Source organism: Saccharococcus sp. Marseille-Q5394 (assembly GCF_946901335.1).
Classification (GTDB): Bacteria; Bacillota; Bacilli; order Bacillales_A; family Planococcaceae; genus Sporosarcina; species Sporosarcina luteola_C.
In genome coordinates this window covers 2,105,170-2,124,571 of the sequence record NZ_CAMPPQ010000001.1, presented here as the reverse complement: position 1 = coordinate 2,124,571, position 19,402 = coordinate 2,105,170, and the positions used below count along the sequence as shown (strand labels likewise).

Annotated in this window: 17 protein-coding genes and 1 other annotated feature; of the genes, 9 read left to right on the top strand and 8 right to left on the bottom strand. The window is 42.4% G+C overall.

Features of this window, described 5'->3' with window-relative positions:
* The first annotated feature begins 41 nt into the window (after positions 1–41).
* Positions 42–1,019, top strand: coding sequence for a DMT family transporter (locus OC538_RS10260; protein ID WP_251692922.1), 978 nt, complete (start codon positions 42–44; stop codon positions 1,017–1,019).
* A 63-nt stretch (positions 1,020–1,082) separates the two neighbouring features.
* Here the strand turns inward: OC538_RS10260 and yiaA are convergent, their stop codons facing one another.
* Positions 1,083–1,553, bottom strand: a complete 471-nt coding sequence (gene yiaA, locus OC538_RS10255) for an inner membrane protein YiaA (protein WP_251692924.1) — start codon at positions 1,551–1,553, stop codon at positions 1,083–1,085.
* Positions 1,554–2,488: 935 nt separating this feature from the next.
* On the opposite strand from yiaA, the gene OC538_RS10250 reads away from it, so the two are divergent.
* Positions 2,489–2,971 (top strand): hypothetical protein, encoded by a 483-nt coding sequence (locus OC538_RS10250; RefSeq protein WP_251692926.1) that lies wholly within the window; start codon positions 2,489–2,491, stop codon positions 2,969–2,971.
* A gap of 529 nt (positions 2,972–3,500) precedes the next feature.
* Here the strand turns inward: OC538_RS10250 and OC538_RS10245 are convergent.
* The 3 genes from OC538_RS10245 to helD all read right to left on the bottom strand — a co-directional run bounded on the left by OC538_RS10245 (position 3,501) and on the right by helD (position 7,302).
* Complete coding sequence (locus OC538_RS10245; RefSeq protein ID WP_251692928.1) at positions 3,501–4,034, bottom strand: hypothetical protein; 534 nt, start codon at positions 4,032–4,034, stop codon at positions 3,501–3,503.
* A gap of 118 nt (positions 4,035–4,152) precedes the next feature.
* Positions 4,153–4,845: a hypothetical protein gene (locus OC538_RS10240; RefSeq protein WP_251692930.1), complete on the bottom strand. Its 693-nt coding sequence runs from the start codon at positions 4,843–4,845 to the stop codon at positions 4,153–4,155.
* 117 nt (positions 4,846–4,962) lie between these two features.
* On the bottom strand, positions 4,963–7,302 hold the full coding sequence (helD, locus tag OC538_RS10235) for an RNA polymerase recycling motor HelD (RefSeq protein ID WP_251692932.1): 2,340 nt from the start codon (positions 7,300–7,302) through the stop codon (positions 4,963–4,965).
* A 378-nt stretch (positions 7,303–7,680) separates the two neighbouring features.
* Between helD and OC538_RS10230 the strand changes: the two genes are divergently transcribed.
* From OC538_RS10230 to brnQ, 6 genes are all read left to right on the top strand, one after another.
* Complete coding sequence (locus OC538_RS10230; protein ID WP_251692934.1) at positions 7,681–8,988, top strand: ABC transporter substrate-binding protein; 1,308 nt, start codon at positions 7,681–7,683, stop codon at positions 8,986–8,988.
* 73 nt (positions 8,989–9,061) lie between these two features.
* Positions 9,062–9,967: a carbohydrate ABC transporter permease gene (locus tag OC538_RS10225; RefSeq protein ID WP_262174983.1), complete on the top strand. Its 906-nt coding sequence runs from the start codon at positions 9,062–9,064 to the stop codon at positions 9,965–9,967.
* Positions 9,967–10,872 (top strand): carbohydrate ABC transporter permease, encoded by a 906-nt coding sequence (locus OC538_RS10220; protein ID WP_251692938.1) that lies wholly within the window; start codon positions 9,967–9,969, stop codon positions 10,870–10,872. Before OC538_RS10225 ends, OC538_RS10220 begins: the two co-directional genes overlap by 1 nt.
* A gap of 38 nt (positions 10,873–10,910) precedes the next feature.
* Positions 10,911–12,035 carry an ABC transporter ATP-binding protein gene (locus tag OC538_RS10215; RefSeq protein WP_251692940.1) on the top strand — a complete coding sequence of 375 codons (1,125 nt, stop codon included), beginning with the start codon at positions 10,911–10,913 and terminating at the stop codon, positions 12,033–12,035.
* 74 nt (positions 12,036–12,109) lie between these two features.
* Positions 12,110–12,361 (top strand) — a binding site (T-box leader).
* Between the two features lie 69 nt (positions 12,362–12,430).
* Entirely contained in the window at positions 12,431–13,237 is an 807-nt protein-coding gene (locus OC538_RS10210; protein WP_251692942.1) for a YitT family protein, read from the top strand.
* 12 nt (positions 13,238–13,249) lie between these two features.
* Complete coding sequence (brnQ, locus tag OC538_RS10205) at positions 13,250–14,554, top strand: branched-chain amino acid transport system II carrier protein (protein ID WP_251692944.1); 1,305 nt, start codon at positions 13,250–13,252, stop codon at positions 14,552–14,554.
* A 127-nt stretch (positions 14,555–14,681) separates the two neighbouring features.
* Here brnQ and cdaS read toward each other — a convergent pair whose 3' ends face one another.
* From cdaS to OC538_RS10185, 4 genes are all read right to left on the bottom strand, one after another.
* Positions 14,682–15,299 (bottom strand): sporulation-specific diadenylate cyclase CdaS, encoded by a 618-nt coding sequence (gene cdaS, locus OC538_RS10200; RefSeq protein WP_262174972.1) that lies wholly within the window; start codon positions 15,297–15,299, stop codon positions 14,682–14,684.
* A gap of 164 nt (positions 15,300–15,463) precedes the next feature.
* Positions 15,464–16,057: an NADPH-dependent FMN reductase gene (locus tag OC538_RS10195; protein WP_251692947.1), complete on the bottom strand. Its 594-nt coding sequence runs from the start codon at positions 16,055–16,057 to the stop codon at positions 15,464–15,466.
* A gap of 18 nt (positions 16,058–16,075) precedes the next feature.
* Entirely contained in the window at positions 16,076–17,059 is a 984-nt protein-coding gene (locus tag OC538_RS10190; protein ID WP_251692949.1) for a ring-cleaving dioxygenase, read from the bottom strand.
* Between the two features lie 243 nt (positions 17,060–17,302).
* A complete protein-coding gene (locus OC538_RS10185) occupies positions 17,303–17,686 on the bottom strand; it encodes a RidA family protein (RefSeq protein ID WP_262174965.1) in 384 nt (127 codons plus the stop codon).
* Positions 17,687–17,946: 260 nt separating this feature from the next.
* On the opposite strand from OC538_RS10185, the gene allW reads away from it, so the two are divergent.
* Positions 17,947–19,368 carry an allantoin permease gene (gene allW / locus OC538_RS10180; protein ID WP_251692953.1) on the top strand — a complete coding sequence of 474 codons (1,422 nt, stop codon included), beginning with the start codon at positions 17,947–17,949 and terminating at the stop codon, positions 19,366–19,368.
* The last annotated feature ends 34 nt before the right edge of the window (positions 19,369–19,402 follow it).

Genomic DNA, 19,402 nt, shown 5'->3' with positions numbered 1-19,402 from the left:
TAATGTTATACGGAGATAGTAAGCAGAGGAGATAGATCATCATGAAGAACACCGTAGTATGGGCTGCTATTTTATGCTTGATATCCGCAATATCCTGGGGAGCAATGTTTCCAGTAGCGAATCATGCGTTTCACCATATAGACCCATTTTATTTTACACTTTTACGTTATGGTTTTGTAACGATCATTTTAGTTGTCTGGTTGTTATGGAAGGAAGGGAAGCAAGCTTTTCGCTTTGAAGGGAAGGGACTGCTCCTCTGGTTTTTCGGAACAATGGCCTTTGCGGTTTATAATTTACTCATTTTCTGGGGACAGGATCTATTAGGCAACCCAGGTACAATGATTGCCTCTATTATGGAATCATTAATGCCGATGATATCTATCATTATTGCTTGGGTGTTTATAAAACAACGGCCTCATGCATTCACGATGTTTTGCGTGGTTATTGGCTTCGTCGGTGCATCGCTAGTGGTAACAAAAGGTGATATAGGTGCCTTTTTTACAGCATCTAATGCCATCATTCCATCTTTATTGATCTTTATCGCAGTCGTTGGGTGGGTTGTGTACACAATTGGTGGAACTCGATTCAGTAACGATGGCTGGTCTGCATTGCGTTATTCCGCATTAAGCTGTTTGCTCGGAACGGCTACTGCGGCTGTTGTCGTAATTGGAGTGACGCTTACGGGATATGTCTCGGTTCCAACCGTCGAAACGTTGACCATTACGAGCCCTCATATCGCTTTTATGGTAATCTTCCCAGGTGTTATTGCACTGGTCGGGTGGAACTACGGCGTGAGTGTTATCACACCGTTGAATGGGTTGTTATTTCTTAACTTTGTACCCGTCACAACGTTAGTCATTCAAATTTTTCAAGGCGCAAGTGTCACAGCTTATGATTATATCGGTACCGTTTTCATTATTATATCCTTACTGTTAAACAATATTTTTCTTCGGTTACAGCAGAAGAAAAGGGAATCGAAAGAAGATTTCAGAGGCAGATTGCAGGAAACGGAAGCATAACAAAGGGGCTGTCTCAGAAAATCAGTTTTCACTGAATTTCTGGACAGCCCCTAAAATTCATCTTTACTCTAACCCTCTAGCTTTTTGCGTATCTCTGACATTTTTCTGGACTGTGATAGCCGCAAATATACTCAGAACGAAAGCCATGGCATAAAACCCTTTTTCACTTAAGACAATACTGCCTGCATTGTATAGACCAATGCCCATTAATGAAATCGATATAACTAGTGCAAGCCAACTGATGCCGTAGTAAATATTCGTAACGGGAATTCCTTCGTCTTTATCCCTTACGGCTTTTTGTAAAGACACAGACGAATAGAGTCCGAATATCAATATTGCAAAATAATACCCTTTTTCATTCAGCTCCATTCCTGCATTGAACAAGCCTATCAGATAAGCCGAGCCTCCAATTAACAGAGCTGCCCAAGAAGCCCCTTTGAAAGCTGCGGTTGGTTCTCCGTCTTTTCTTTCCACTTTCATTTTCGATTCATGTGGTTTATCCCTGTCAAATAAATCTTCAATTTCATTCTTCATTGAAAATTCACCATCCCTTTACGAGTATCATATCCAAAGGGGGTTAAATCGGCAACATATTTTTCCAAGTATCGGTGTTTTCGCTAATACTCTGTTCATTCTTTGGGGGTAAATAACGTAAGCTTTTTATTAGGTCGATAGGAAAGACACAAGGAGAGATATGTAATAAGTTTCATATAGTGAAAAAAGTAGAGTAGTTATATCGGGATACAAGATATCTTTAGTTAGATTCAGTGTATATTGACAAATAGTTTAAAGCGTTAGTGTAATCAAGTGGTTTCCAATTATTTAAAAGTTATTGGAAAGCTATTGGCTATTTGTCTCATAGGAATTTGCCCAATATCATTCAAGAAATACTTATTTAGTTTAGGTTAAAGTAATTATATTACTTACATAAATAGGTAAAATATAGAGTGAGTTATCTATAACTAACCCAAAGAACCACCTCGAATGCAATATTATTTTCCCAATTTCAATTTATTTAATTGTTTGCTAAACTTAAGATGCAAGACAAATATGTTAAAACATAGGTTAAAAAAAGTTTTAGCGATTGAAGTTGTATAAACGATAGCCATGGTAATTATCCGAGAGGGAAAAAAGGAAGAATTTAAATCGGGGTTGGCTATTCATATAAGATTATAAATGTTGGATACAGCGCTAAAAGAATTTTATATTCAATTGGTAATAATTCCGCACCAAGTCATGTATCCGTTGACATAAACTCTTCCAACGGATACTGGGCAGGCGATTCAAATAGCTCTGATGAAGTAGCAGCGGACTTTTATTTCCGTATGATGGGCGGGGGTACTGGCTCTTGCTACGGATATAGTCTATCATCATCAATAATCTTTGTGGGATCACTTGGTATGCCGTATGAAGTAGCTGGTCCATCTAGCAGTAGGTGTATAAGAGCCAATTAATAAGGTGGTTGCCGAATGAGGAATTGGAAAACTGTAGTGATTTTGGTTTTAATATCAATTGGATTGCCCATCCTCCTATTAAGCTCCAAATCCAATAAGGAACCTTTTGAGAAGTATGTATTAGGTGATGCTAGTATTGAAATTTATGTTGATGGGAATAACTATCAACCCGTCCTCAGAGAAGGTTTTATTTTTAACAAGAAAACCAAAACCACTGCGTCACAAATATATCGAACTAATCAAGACGTATATTTTGATTATACTGTTTTCAATATGGGTGAAATGGATATTATAGTTGGAGCTGTGCAAAATAATGAAGTGAAGAAGATAGTCTATCAGGTATCAGATTTGAAATTAGAGAAAAATGTAGAAAGTGATAAACTGTTTGTTCTGTTTCTGCCTTCGGATGCAAATCTACGACAGCTGTCTATTGAACATCCATTAATTATATTAAAGCAAGGACAGACTGTTGAATACCCTTATAAGAAACTTCCGTAATATCTAGGAGCAGGATAGCCCCTTCTTTCATTCAAGTATTCCAAGGTGCAAGCATCGCGGCCTATGATTACCATTTTCATTATCATATCGCTGCTTTTATATAGTATGTACCTTAGATTTCGTAGTAAGAAAAAGGAACCGTATACGAGATTTAAAGGTACATTACAAGAAACGGAAGCATAACAAAAGGGGTGTCCAGAAAGTCAGTGAAAACTTACTTTCTGGGCAACCCTTTTCTGTATTATGGTGTTTTTTTATTTACCGCTAGCAATCAAATCATGCCGATGATACAGGCGGTGTCGATCCATTGAAAAAATACAAATGGCTCTTGTAATCAAAAGACTGTAGTCATCACCGCGGCTAAAGGCTCTAAATTGCCAAAATTTAGTGTGTATGGTCCGCGGGCAATCTGTATTGAGGTTTCTAAGATTGCGGGAGTAAGTTACAGTTTTATAAGGTGGTTGTCTACTGGGTTTAGTGGAAACCTAGGACACCCGCTACCTGCAAAATTTATAACTTGCGTCCTCTGCTATTTAATCGGCAATAAACGACTATTGTCAGTTTTAATATAGATTTTTCCATCTATTTCAACCGTTTTTACTATATTTTCCTTGAACATTATTATGCCACGTTCCTCAACGACTTTTGAGTCTTTTTTAAAGAGAACGGGGGTAATGGATTTATATATAGTGTACTTAGTATAAATAACATCTTCAATTAGTGGTGTTTTTGAATTCTTCTTTTCAGAGATTAAGTACGGTTTTGCAAGAATATTATTACTTTCGACATAAGCTGTATAAATAGGCTGTACGCGAAATGACCAGTTACACCACATGAGTACGATGATTGCTACAAGAATTGTGCGTACATTCAACATATTTAAGTTTTCTTTATTTATTAACATGTGAATAGAAGTAGGTAAAGAAAAGAGGGCAATCAATGCCATCCATTTATCAATAATTGTTCTATTGACTACAATAGCAAATCCAAAAAACTTCATCATAAGAAACAATAGAACGATGGAGGATAAGGTTAAGGAAGCGATATATATCATTTTTTTCATTTTGTCACTCTACCATAATAAAAAGCACCCGTAGGCTCGACTGCAATAAGTTGAAATAAGGGGTACTTCCATCGGAGTTTCCAAGGATTCCATGGTGCGAGAAGAAGTCGGGAGTTAATCAATCATCCATCCTACTCGATTTCCCTGTGCCAAAGGCTTCCATTTCGGAAACCTTGTCGCCTTTCAATAGATGGGTCACGCCAAATGTTTCGCCTTGCCCGTCATGATTAAGCGCAACGTCAAGGTCATTCGCTAGCTGCTTCAAGTATTCGAACGATTGTCTCATATTATGATGGACCGGTTTCCATTTGTCGGAAAGAGATGTATCTTCCTTTGCTCGCCCGTACGAGTCTAAATGAGCCGTGCGAACAAATTGTTCATGCAATATCCAATTCGCAAACATGGTCAAATTATCATATTCAATTCCAAATTCAGTGCCACTTAAATCTTCTGTATTTGGGTACAAGTCCTTGACTTGTTGTGCTTTCAAGTAATATTCGAACCCTTCGTCGTAGTTCGCTTCTATCAAACGAGGATCATCCAACGGTGCGGAAAGGATTGCATTTATTTCAGAAATCCACATGCCGATTTCTTCCTTGTCGTAGGCTTTAGTTAGGGGTTCGGTCGATTCCTTTGTTTCTTCTACAACCTTTATGTTCTCTATATCGTTGTCAGCTTTTGCGTGCTCCATTTTTATGTTCTCTATTTCGTTGTCGGCGCTTACGTTCTTCATACCCGTGTATATACATACCACCGTGATTGAAATACCAGTCACAAGAACAATCGAACCTATTAATAATTTGGATTTCATGTAATTTCCCCTCCTCTGAATTTATATATAGAATATCAAAAATATTTAAACTACGTCTACAAAAGGACGCCAGTTTTATATCCGGAGTTCCCGAAGAACTTCACAATTTTGAAGTTCCTATTTAGCTAAGATGAAACAATCCCGTGGAACGGTTTCTAACAGCGGGGTCGGCTCTCCAACGCTATACAATTGCAAATCATGCATCGCCCTTGTGCATGCGGTATAGAAAATCCTGCGAAGGCTCTCGTCGCCGTAAACATGCTCCGATGCATCATAAATGATGACCGCGTCGAATTCGATGCCTTTAGCCAAATATGCTGGTACGACAATAACACCTTGCTCATATTCCATTGAACCGATCTTTAACAGCTTGATGTCATCAATTGCCGATAAGGCTTCAAATGCACTTCTGCTTTCCTCGGCTGATTTGCCTATGATTGCAATGGTGTTATAGCCGGCGTCTTGGTAATCAGCGACTTTGGAAACGATGCTGCGGTGCAGCTCTACATGATTATCCACTTGCTTCAGAACTGGCTTGTCGCCTTCGCGTTCGAAGGGGACGATCTGATCTCCATTTGGCACTAATTTCCGTGTGAACTCAATGATCGGCTTTGTAGATCGGTAGCTTCTTGCCATATTGATCACTTCCGTTTCATCGGAACCAAATATATTTGTAAGTATATTGAAATCAGAAGTATCACTTGCATGGGCGAATATCGCCTGATTAAAATCACCTAACACCGTCATCTTTGCTGATGGAAACAATCGCCTCAAAAACTCGAATTGAAAAGGTGAATAATCTTGCGCTTCGTCAACGACGATATGTTTAATTGTACGATTCGCCTGAAAGCCCTTGATAAGCTCATTCAATAATAAAAATGGCGTAGCATCTTCGTAATACAATTGATCTTCATCCAACATAGTTAGGGTAGCTTGGCAGATGGCTGGCCATTCCGTAGGTGTGTCCCCGTTCATCCATTGTTTTATTGCCAGAGGATCGGCGAATAGCTGCTTATAGATGCCCTTCATATCGATGAATTCAAATTCCCGAACCTGTTTCCGTAAAGGCTTTAATCTCTGCTGTACAATCAATTGGGACAGTTCTTTGGTGTCCATCTCATAATCGGCGATGGAGTCTCTTTTAAACCCGCGCTTTTTTGCTAAGTACGCATGTGCTTTGTTATATTCCTCATCGCTAAGCAGTTCGATTCTCTCCTGCACCCAAGATTCATGCTGTTCAACTTTTTGTGCTTCTTTTAGTTTGTTCAGCAGCCAATCCTTCAGCTTTTCAAGCCGATTATGGAAGCGGAGGGAAGTATCTTTCCGGTAAAACCGTTCGGCAATTTGCTCCCCGGATACAATCGTTTTTCCTCGTAAGAGTAAGTCTTTGAATAGTATGCCGGAACCCTCTAATGATTCTCTATAGGCTTCAATCGCTTCGAAGAAGAGGGGTGAAGCCTTGAATCGGATGCTTGCTACCCTTGACTGATAGGAAGGAGAATCCGTTGCAGTTAGAACGTATTCTAATTGAACATAAGGATTTTCAACTTGATAATTCTTGCTTAACCGATGATTTACATATTCCTGAAAGGTCACTTGTTGCATATTCTCTTCACCGAGCTCGGGCAGTACATTGGACACGTAGCTGTTGAACAATGTGTTCGGTGAAAATAGAATGATCTGGTCGGCATTCAGACTGTCACGGTATTTGTAGAGCAAATAAGCGATCCGTTGCAAGGCGGCTGATGTCTTACCGCTGCCCGCAGGTCCATGAACGATAAGAAGCTTTCGGTGATCATGCCGGATGATCCTGTTTTGCTCTTGTTGAATCGTAGCAACGATGCTGTGCATATGTTTGTTAGTGCCTTTGCCTAGCACTTGCTGCAGTACCTCGTCTCCAATTGTGAGACTCGTGTCAAACATCGATTGCAGAACTCCGCCGCGAATAAGATATTGCCACTTTTTCTCCAATCTGCCTTGGATTACGCCGCCGGGGGTTACATATGAAGCGTCGCCTGGCTGATAATCATAGTAGACACTAGAAATCGGTGCCCGCCAGTCGTAGATAAGGAAGTCTTCACCACTATCATCAGATAACGTGGCAATTCCAATATAGACTTGTTCTTCAGTTGTCTCGCCTTCTTCAATGAAATCAATTCGGCCAAAGTAAGGAGCTTCGCTCATCCGATGCAACGTCGCCAATCGTTTGGAAGCATGACGATGAGTCGTTTGGCTGACAGCCAGTGCTTGCGCTTCTTGTCGTAATCCGATAATTGTTTCTAGGTAATCGTCAAACGTATCCAAATTGACTTTGACTTCATCCCAGAAATGCTTTCGGATCTGTACAACCTCATTCCGTTGACGTGACGTGTCCTCCTCCAATTGGCGAATCCGTCCCGTAATGACTTTCATAACTTCGTCCACTCTTTGCTGCTCCCGTTGAAAATTTGACTCCATTGCAAACACTCCTTTAAGAAAATGAGTAAAAGGGTTGACCGATAAATAGGTTATGAGGTATACTTAAAGTAGGGATAATATATTCATATTAATTAAAATGAGGACTATCTTTATAAACTTACCATAAAATTTCGTTCTGTTCAATGGGCGAACCTAATTCTATAATTATTGATTACTACAACCTCTTCTCGAGCAACTTCGGGAAGGGGTTTTTTGTTGTGAAGTTTGAATCATCATATCAGGCAGACTACTAATAGTAAGCGTGAATTTTCGATTTTTTTATAGTAATAGGTTTATTGAAAGGCTAACTGGGTAAGTAGATAGGTAGGTAAGTAAATTTTAGTAAGAAGTGCTTCAAATTGAGGAGGAGATGAGGAAGTGTTCAGGAAAAAACTTATGCCGTTGTTCTTTGTTATGTTGCTGATCCTGTCAGGATGTGCCGGCTTCAAGACCGGAGACAGTAAGAGCGCGGACAGCGGGGATAAAGTTGTTATCGATTTTTGGAGCTTCTGGGGCTCTGAGATCAGGCGCCCGGTCATCGATAAGATCGTAGCGGATTTCAATGAATCTCAGGATAAGATTGAAGTGAAGCATACATTTGTTCCATGGGGAGACATATGGACGAAGGAGCTGGCAGCAATCGCGGCCAAGAACCCGCCTGATGTCGTCATTAACGACATCAATGCAACAGCGCTCCGCGGCCAGAAGAATCAAGCGATGAACCTATCGCAGTTCCTTGAAAAAGACGATATTTCGGATCGATTCTATGAAGAACTTTGGAATGCAACTCTTTACGAAGGAGATTCATATGGCATTCCCTTCAATACAGATACAAGAATTCTATTTTACAATAAAACAGCTTTCAAAGAGGCTGGATTAGACCCGGAAAAGCCACCTGCTACTTGGGAAGAGCTTTGGGAGTATGCGGAAAAACTGGATGTTAAGAACGGAGATACATATGATCGGATCGGGTTTTATCCACTCTGGGGAGTGAACTCGGATGTGTGGATGCTGAACTCAGACGGAAAAAACTTCTTCGATGAAGACGGTGCCCCGATTATCGATACGGAAGCGAACCGGGAAACGCTTGAATGGGTATTGGATTGGCATGAGAAGTACGGGGCCAATACGATCAATTCCTATAAGTCGCAAATCGACAGCCAGCAAGGGAACCCGTTCTTTAACGGCAAACTTGCGATGTATGTGAATACACCGACATTTTACACGCAGATCCGCGATTATGCGCCGGACCTCGATTTTGGTGTAGCGATGTTGCCTGAACGTGAGCCGGGAAGCGGCAATACAAGTTGGGGCGGCGGTTTCGTCGCTGAGATTCCGCAAGGTTCTAAGCATCCGGAAGAAGCATGGGAATTCATCAAGCATTTGACGGATGCAGAAGCGCAGGAATACTGGGCTGTGAAAAACTTCGACAACGTTGCGAATATCGAAGCTGCTGAAAATGCGGCTAAAAACAGTGAAATGCCGGACAGGGACAAAGTTGTTTACCAAATGGCAATCGATAATATGGAAAATACGCTCCTGACGCCTGTGCCTGTGAACGCGCCGGATTTCATGAATTTAGTCAATCCCGAATTGGATTCGATTCTCCTTGGAAAGAAATCTATTGAACAGGGGTTGAAGGACGCACAGCAATCCCTTGAAAAACTGATAGAGAAAAGCAAGTGAACGGAAGCATGAGGAGAGCAAAGAAGCTCTCCTCGTTTTTACTACGTAAAGACTTCACAGGGAGGGGAATTGATTGCGGAAGAAATTAAATTATAAACGGATGGAAGGGCTGCAAGGATATGTTTTCATACTTCCTTGGATAGTCGGATTTATCGCCTTCACGGCGGGACCGCTCATCTTTTCGTTTGCGGCGAGTTTCACGAACTACAATATTACATCCCAGATGGATTTCGTCGGATTTGAAAACTACGAAAATCTGTTCACTGCCGATAATCTATTTTGGACATCCTTATATAACACCCTCTATTACGTGCTGTTTTCCATCCCGCTCACGACAGCCGGGGCGATCTTTTTATCGGCCTTGCTCAACCAAGACGTACCGGGCATCCGGTTCTTCAGGACGATCTACTATTTACCGGCAGTACTCTCAGGGGTAGGGGTTTACCTTCTCTGGATGCAGTTGCTCGATCCGGGAACTGGTTTGGTGAACAACGCCCTCGGATGGTTCGGTATTCCGGGTCCAAATTGGCTGTTTGATCCCGATTGGACGAAGCCGGCACTTATTTTCATGAAGATGTGGAGTGTTGGAGGAGGAATGCTTCTCTACCTTGCGAGCATGCAAGGGGTATCGAAATCATTATATGAAGCGGCGAAAATTGATGGCGCGAGCAGCTGGCAGCAATTCCGGTTTATTACAATCCCGATGATTACGCCAGTCATTTTTTTTGATATTGTCACGAGCTTAATCGGCGGCTTCCAAATTTTCCAGGAGGCATATGTTATGTCGAATGGTGAGGGCGGACCGGTGAATTCCATGCTGTTCTATAACTTATACATGTGGAAAAAAGCGTTCGAATCGTTCGATATGGGCTATGCGATGGCGATGTCTTGGATTCTCTTTATCATCGTTTTCATAATTACAATCATCAACTTGAAGCTTGCACCGCGCTGGGTTCATTACGAAGGGGAGGAGAGATGATGGAGGAAGTTGAAGTGGCAGCAAAAAAGAGGGATGCGAGGCGGTCGGCTTCAGCACCCGCTTATTTTGACAATATACATACAAAAAGAAAGCTCCTTTCGCTCATTAATTTCATACTGCTCGCAGCCGGAAGCCTCCTCATCCTGTCACCGATCTGGTGGATGATTTCAACTTCCCTTAAATCGATGGCGGAAGTGATGACGTATCCGCCAACGTTTTACCCTCATGAGTGGAATTGGGGCAACTATATCAAAACATGGAAGGCAGCTCCATTCGATACCTATGCGATCAATACAATTACGATAACGATGCTTGTCGTGATCGGGAGCGTCCTCGTAAACTCATTCATCGCATATGGCTTTGCTAAAGTGCCATTTAAGGGGAGGGGCATCCTATTTGCCGTTGTCCTATCGACGATGATGATTCCGGGATTTGTAACGCTCATTCCGCAATATGTCCTATTCTCAAAACTGCAATGGATCAATACGTATTATCCGCTTGTTGTTCCAGCCTTTTTCGGAAGTGCATTTTTCATCTTCCTTCTCCGGCAGTTTTACATGACGATTCCGAACGAGCTGATCGAAGCGGCCAAAATAGAAGGGGCGAGCCATTTCCGCATTTGGTGGACGATTGGTCTTCCGCTTACGAAGCCGGCGCTTGCGACCGTAGCGATCTTTTCCTTCAATGGCGCATGGAACGACTTTTTAGGGCCGCTCCTTTATTTGAACGATGAGAGCCTTTATACGCTCCAGCTCGGACTGCAAGTGTTCAAAGGAGAAATGAATACACAATGGAACTATCTAATGGCGGGGTCGCTCCTCGTACTCCTACCTGTCATCATTCTGTTTTTCTTCTTCCAGAAGTACTTCATCCAAGGCATTAACTTGCAGTCTGGAGGGAAGTGACGAGTAGCCTGTGATCATTAACGAAAGAGGGTATCCGAATGTCAAAAATTGTGTTAAAAAACGTATATAAGCATTTCGATAAAAAGGTGACTGCCGTCTCCGATTTTAATCTGACCGTGGAAGACGGTGAATTCATCGTTCTCGTCGGACCTTCTGGATGTGGGAAATCGACCGTTCTGCGGATGATTGCAGGCTTGGAGGAAATTTCATCCGGTGAATTTTACATCGACGGGAAGCTGATGAATGATGTCCCGCCGAAAAACCGGGATATCGCGATGGTCTTCCAAAACTATGCTCTCTACCCGCATATGACGGTCTTTGATAATATGGCTTTCGGGTTGAAGATTAGGAAGTTCCAAAAGGACAAAATAAAGAAGCGTGTAGAAGAGGCGGCTGAACTATTAGGACTTGAGGATCTTCTTCATCGGAAACCGAAGGCGCTGTCGGGCGGGCAAAGGCAACGTGTCGCACTTGGACGATCAATTGTCAGGGACGCCAAACTGTTTCTTATGGATGAACCGCTTTCAAACCTTGATGCGAAGCTGCGTTTCCAAATGCGCGCTGAAATCGCTAAGCTACATCAGCGGCTGAAAACGACTTCGATTTATGTCACACATGATCAGACGGAAGCAATGACAATGGCGAGCCGAATCATCATCATGAAGGATGGTGTCATCCAACAGATTGGAACGCCCAAAGACGTATACGATAACCCGGAAAACACGTTTGTTGGCGGCTTCATCGGCTCGCCTTCCATGAACTTTTTTGATGGAAGGATTGTGGATAGCCAATTCGTAGCGGATGATGTATATATTACTATACCCGAAGAGAAGATGGCGTACTTGCGGGAGCAAGGTTATGCCGGCAAAGAACTGACGTTGGGAATTCGGCCGGAGCATATCCATCTGTTGACAGGCGAGGAAGAGGCGGAATTGACGAACTCAATCCTGTCTAAAATCATCGTTTCTGAGCTCACTGGGGCTGATACACTCCTTTATTCGATGCTCGGCACCCAAGAAATGATTGCTGAAGTCGAGTCGCGAACGAATGTGACTGCTGGTGAAGACGTCTATTTGACGTTCAATATGGATTGCGCCCACTTTTTTGATAAGGAAACCGGTGTCAGAATTCGTCCTGAAAAATCAGCTGTGCTAGTTGGTTAGTGGGCAGAAAATTCCGAAGTTACTAAAGCATATTGACTTTTCGAATCACTCTCTGCTAGATTGTATTGTAATAACAATAATCTGTGACGAGAAATAGTAAGAGAAGAACCCTGTTCTCTAGAGAGTCGACGCTTGGTGAAAGTCGATGGACAGATCTTATCCGAAAATCATCTCCGAGATGTAAAGCTGAAAACAGTAAGCTTTACCGGATTTCCACCGTTATATGGAACACGTATGATCGTACGTTGACTGAGCGCCGCACTGTTTCTTCTATAGGGGAACTTGCGGAAAATGGGTGGTATCGCGAGCACAAACTCGTCCCTGATTTAGGGGCGAGTTTTTTTATGTGGAAAACTCGAGAGTTAAGTCACATATTACTAGGGAGGTTCATCGTTATGAAAAATGTAGTTGTCGTCGCTGGTTCGTTAATTGTAGCATTTGCTTTCAATTTTTTTCTCGTCCCATATGGGATACTGAGCAGTGGAATTAGTGGGATAGCTATTTTGATTGGGTTGATTACTCCATTTGATATCGGTGTAATGAATCTCTTGCTAAATCTGCCATTGCTCATTTTAGGATATTTTAAATTGGGAAGGTTGATTACGCTTAATACGCTCGTGTGTGTAGTGTCACTTTCATTTTTCTTATACATGCTGCCAGTCATTGCTGTGACAGACAATATTTTGTTATCGACGATTTTTGGCGGGGTCATAAGTGGAATCGGTGTTGGCTTGATATTGAAATACTCTGGAACGTCCGGTGGGCTTGATATTATTGCAATCATTCTTTCCCGAACGAGCAATATAAGTATTGGCCTTCTTCTAACGGGCATGAACGGCGTCATCGTTCTTATTTCCGGTGCCGTATTAAACTGGGATATTGCCTTATACACACTTTTATCCATCTATTTGACGGGCAAACTGATTGATAGCATCCACACGAATCATATTAAACTGACGATGCAGATTGTCACTTCGAAGGGTGAGGCAATCCGGGAAGATTTATTGAAATCCATCTACCGAGGCATTACAATCACGGAAGGGTATGGTGGCTACACCCAAGAAAAGAAACATATTTTAATGACGGTTGTTACACGTTATGAAATGTTGCAAGTGAAAAAGATTGTACGTGATTATGACGAGACTGCGTTTATAAATATATTTGAGACTGTTGAAGTAGATGGTGTTTTCGCAAAGAATTAGGAGGGTTTACGGATGACTAGAAAAAATGTGTTATTTTCAGGGCTCATGCTTTTTTCATTGTTTTTTGGGGCGGGAAATCTTATCTTTCCACCTCTTCTAGGATTGGAATCGGGGAATAATTTCGGCCCGGCGATTACCGGATTTCTAATTACCGGTGTACTGCTACCGTTCATGGCAATCATGGCCATCGCATTGTCTGAAAATGGACTAGTATCTATTGGGAGCCGGGTGAATAGACTGTTCGGCTTGGTTTTTGCAGTTATCATCTATATGTCGATCGGGGCTTTTTATGGGATACCGAGAGCTTCAAATGTTGCTTATGAGCTTGGTGTCAAACAAATTGTAGACGTCAATGGCTGGGTCGCGCTTCTCATATTCTCATTGGTGTTCTTCGGAGTGACGTATTTCATTAGCTTAAATCCTAAGAAAATCGTCGATCGCATCGGACAGCTTTTGACTCCTATTTTATTGCTCGTATTGGCTTTGCTCGTAATCCGTGCCTTCATGAAATTTGAAAATATCGCATCTCCTGCGGCGGAGAATTATGCGACTAATCCATTTGTCAAAGGATTCGTGGAAGGATATTTCACGATGGATGCTGTGGCGGCGCTGGCGTTTGGAATTGTCGTCATCAATGCTTTGAAGGATAAAGGCGCGGCATCCAAGTCTGAGCTTGTGAAAGGAACATTATGGGCTGGTATCATAGCTGGCCTCGGACTAGCAGTTGTATATGTTTCATTAGGGTGGATCGGCAAGGTTATACCGAACGAAAATGGCTTTGCAAATGGTGCTGAAATTTTGACAGTCGCATCAGACTTATTGTTCGCCAGTGGCGGCGGGCTTCTATTTGGATTAATTGTAACTCTGGCATGCTTGACGACATGTGTTGGCTTGATCAATGCTTGTGCGAGATTCTTCAACGAAATTTATCCGAAAATTCATTACCGTTCGTATGTCGCTATTTTTGTGTTAATCGGCTTGCTAGTGTCCAATTTAGGGTTGAATACGATTCTTAGTTTAGCAGTTCCATTATTGGTTTTCATTTACCCGATTTCCATTGTGTTAGTGATTCTATCCTTGTTCCAGCATTTTGCGGGCGGAGAGAAGATGATGTACCGACTTTCGGTATCTGTGACAGCAATCTTTGCATTTTACGAGGTAATGACAAATATCGGTTATAAGAGGGAAGCCTTAACCGGATGGCTGCTAGACGTTGTACCGTTCTTCGAGCACGGGCTAGGCTGGATCGTACCGGCATTTGTAGCTGCAGTGGTTGGTTATGGGATTGATAAGTATGGAGGAGAAGTCCGAGAATAATATGCTAATTGTCCGTCCCATGCAGACCTGAGTTTAATGAAAAAGACCCGCACTCCCGTGGAAACGGAAGCGCGGGTTTTTAGTATAGTTGAAACCGCCTGATGTGCGAATAAATGGGCTACTATCATCACATAACTTGAGTCATTATCGGATAAAGTTCCCCTTTGAAAGCAAACGAAACTCTGCCCGTCTCCTCAGATACTACAAGAACGAGGGCATCACTTTGTTCGGTTAACCCCAAGGCGGCACGATGCCGCGTACCGAGTTTTTGATCACCTGTAAATCTCCCGGATAAAGGGAGGACGTTTGTTGCAGAAACGATTTGGTTCTGATTCACCATTACAGCACCATCATGAAGGGGACTTCCTGGATAAAAGATGGACTCAAGCAAGGTATGTGTCAACTCCGCTCCTATTGAAATGCCGGGTTTTACTAAAGATTCAAGGGAGTCTTCCCGTTCAATCACAATTAACCCACCATGTCTCAATCTCGACAAGTTTTGTACACATACTGACAATTCTGGATACTTGTCTGTAAACGGTGACAGATAACAATTCAAATAAAAGGTGGCAGCTTTCATTTCAATGGACAGAAAGTCTTCTTTCGTTTTTTCGAAATTGCTGAGGAGGCAGTTATTCTCATCTACGATTGCCTCCATGTTATTCTGTAATGCTGTTATGAGATTAGTAATATCCTCTATTAAGATTTCTTTCATCGGTGAGAAATCACAATTTATTCTTTCCAAGAAAGTATACCTCCCACATTCCGACCTATCGTATCTAAAGTTTGTCCATATGGGGAAATTTTAATCATGAACAATCTGCCCGGCGCAGTGGGAATAGAAAGAGGACTGATTCAGAAAGTGGAAAATAGCCGACTTTCTGATCAGTCCCCATCAATAGAAAGAGATTATCGAATTGTTTTCAAAGCAGTTGCCCAAGGGATGACTTGGTCAAGCATTTGGTTTACGGACGAGGCTTGTACTTCTGCTGGTTTGAATTCCGTTCCGTTTTCAAAGTCAGTAAATAGAGATAGAGCTGGGTGGACACGAACGTCCGCGACGGATAGTTCTCCTAGGATGCCGCGTAAATGTTCCGCAGCACGTGCGCCGCCCACTGAACCGTATGATACGATGCCGGCTGCTTTGTTGTTCCATTCTTCACGAAGGTAGTCCAACGCGTTTTTAAGCGCTCCAGTAATGGAGTGGTTGTATTCTTGGACGATGAATACGAATCCATCTTGTTTGCCAACGATTTCTGACCATGCAGCCGCGCCTGAAGCATCGCTTCCCGGCTCGCCTAGCAACGGCAATTTATAATCTGCGATATCAATAACTGTATAAGTAGCATCTCCGCGTTGATCTGCCAATTCTTTTACCCAAGCACCTACTTGAGGGCTCACACGTCCATCACGAGTTGATCCTAAAATAATACCGATATTTAAGTTTGTCATTGTTTGTTCCTCCTGTTGTTTAGAACCGAATAGTTTATTAAAAAGTCCCATCCTTTTATGTTCACCTCCTCACAAATACTCTTTTTCAAAGTTCTTTGTACTGCGGACTGTATCAATTGGTCGTACAAGCCCTTCGATTTCTTCGCGTTTTTCTTCAAAGAACGGCGGCAATGATAGTTTTTCGCCAAGCGTTTCATACGGCTCATCCCCCATGAATCCAGGACCGTCCGTTGCCAATTCGAACAAAATAGAAGGGGTGATTCTTGTATACAAAGAGCCGAAATAATAGCGTTCTACATAGCCCGAGCTCGGGAGTTGGAAGCCATGCAGGCGTTTTTGCCATGCCTCTATGTCTGCGCGGTTATCTACTCGGAACGCAGTATGGTGGACTGTTCCGAACCCTTGACGCGCTTGTGGGAGTACGGTGTTATATTCAATAACTACCTGAGCACCGTTGCCTCCCTCGCCCATTTCGAATAAATGGAATGCATCTTCTTGTGCGATTTCCTTCATTACGAAGACTTTTTCCAAGATTTCTTTCACGTGATCAAAGAAGGAAGTTCTGATATGGATAGGGCCGAGTCCTGTAATTGCAAACTCCAAAGGAATCGGTCCTTTTTGCCATGGGGTTCCAGATTCAACCCCTTCATTGAACTCGTCAGAAATGAGCTGGTAGTGCTGATCATCAAAATCCACGAACGGCAAGATCTTTTTACCGAATTGTTCCTGGATGCCTGAATGCTTCACGTTGAATTTATCAAAACGTTTTACCCAATATGCTAGCGCAGCATCACTCGGCACACGGAAGGAAGTTTTGGAAATTTCATTTGTTCCATGAACTCCTTTTTGAATCCCGGGGAAATCAAAAAATGTCATATCTGTGCCTGGATTGCCTGCATCGTCAGCAAAAAACAGATGGTACGTTTGAATGTCGTCTTGGTTCACTGTTTTCTTAACTAAGCGTAAACCTAATGTATACGTGAAGAAATCATAAATCTTCTCCGCACTGCTCGTAATGGCTGTTACGTGGTGGATGCCTTTCAATTCGTTCATATGCAAGTTCCTCCTTATGTTTATCTTGAATTCGAGATATATAAGTAAAAAAATGTGTTAGTGGATACACTAACAGTATTTTAGTTCGTTTAATGCTATTCGAAAATTTATCTTTAATTCAAGGTAATAATAACATGCTTAAAACTCACCGTCAATAAATTCATACCGAAGAATGACAAGAGGCGTCTGGAAAGGTGGTTTTCACATGCTTTCCGGACGCCTACTATATTGTTTTGCATCAGTTTAGTTAGGTTTTTTTGCAATCGCTTCGATTTCTACGTCTGCGCCCAGTGGCAACGCTAGAACTGCGACACATGTCCTTGCAGGGTAAGGTTTGGAGAACTTCGTCGCATATACCTCATTCATTGCGGAAAAATACTTCATATCCGTTAGATATACATTCACTTTTACAATGTCATCTGGAGTGAGATTCGCTGCTTCCAATGCCTCAAACAAATGATCGAAGCATAGCTCCGTTTGTGCGCCGATGTCACCTGAAATGTTTTCTGCCGAAGCGGAGTTCATTGCGGTTTGCCCGGATAAATAAACTAAATCACCTGCGTCCACCGCAGCCGAATATGGACCTGATGCTGTTGAGCCCTTTACTTCATAAGCCTTTCTTGCCATCATAATTCCTCCTCTATTTATGAGCTGATATCCCATCATAGCGTAGTCAGCACTTTTTGTATAGAAGTTGAGTGTGCCCACAATACGGAATTCCTATTTGCTGGTGATTATTGCTGTTATATGTTTGCGAGGCAAAGGTTAGTGGATATAGAAGTAAGATGAGACACATAATAAGGGCAGTTTAGTCGAACATACAAGTGCGATAAAGACTTTGCTCCAAGCATAAATTCTAATTCATCCTAACCAGGGGGTCGATCCGATTGGAGGAACTCAATCGAGAGCAATTGAAAAAAGAAGGCTTTAATGATGACATCTTGCCGACGAAACCGGAGGAACGAAGCTGGAGTATCGGAAATTTTGCTTCCGTATGGATGGGTTCCGTACATAATATTCCGAACTATATTGCCATCGGCGCACTATTTGCTTTAGGGCTGTCTGTTGGACAAGTTTTCGCTGCAATTATGAGTGCATCCGTCATTATATCGGCAGTGATGGTACTAAATGGACGGGCCGGATCGAAGTATGGTCTCCCTTTTGCAATGCTGATCCGCTCTTCATTTGGAACAAAGGGAGCAATGGTCCCGGGGATATTAAGAGGGGTAATTGCCGCCATCATGTGGTTTGGTTTTCAAACATATGCCGGAAGCCAAGCTTTGTCCATTCTCATTGCGAAGATGTGGCCGCCATTTTTGACATTAGGCGGAAACTGGAACTTTTTAGGTTTATCATTGCCTGCGTTAATTTCATTCCTTATATTTTGGCTGTTCAATGTCGCTTTAATTTATGGGGGAATGAAATTTCTTGGGAAGTTTACAAATATCCTTTCCCCGATTGTCTATTTTGTCTTCGGGGGTATGGCGATCTGGGCGATTAAACTAGCTGGAGGAGTTGAACCCATCTTGGCTTACACTGGCACTGGGGTCAGTGGAAATCAAGTGGTCATCTTTATTGCCGCTGTCACGGCAGTCATTGCTGCATGGGCGGCTCCGATGGTAAGTGTCTCGGACTTCACTAGATTGGCCAGCTCCACGAAAAGCCAGGCAATCGGTCAAACAGTAGGGCTGGTTGTAACTTATTTATTGTTTGCCGTCGCTAGTATTTCAATTATTGTCGGATCTGAGATTGCTTTTGGAACCCCCATCTGGAATGTGCTAGATGTCGTAGCCCGGTTTGACAGTACATTTGCCATAGCTGTATCCGTCCTAACCCTTTGTTTGACGACCTTATCGGTGAACGTGACGGGTAATATTGTTCCAGCAGGTTACCAATTGGCATCGTTATTCCCGAAAAAGCTGACCTTTAAATCGGGTGCGACGATTGCTGCGGTCGTTGGAATTCTTGTCATGCCGTGGAAGTTGATGGAAAATGCGACTAGCATCTTTACATTCCTGAATATTATTGGCGGCTTATTGGCTCCAATCGCAGGTGTTATGCTCGCTCATTATTATGTAGTTTCAAAAACGGAAATTGACTTGGGTGAATTGTATTCAAAGAACGGAAAATATAATTACAAGAACGGTTTTAATGAAAATGCCCTTATAACGTTAGTTGTCTCAGGGGTTCTTTGCTTAATCGGCAACTTCGTCCCGTTCTTTGAACCGCTGTACGATATGTCGTGGTTTGTGGGCATTATATCAGCCTTTGTCCTTTACAGCGTGCTGGAAATGAGAAGAGCTGCTTAGGCTTACTAATGAATTAAAAAATGTGGAGGGGTTT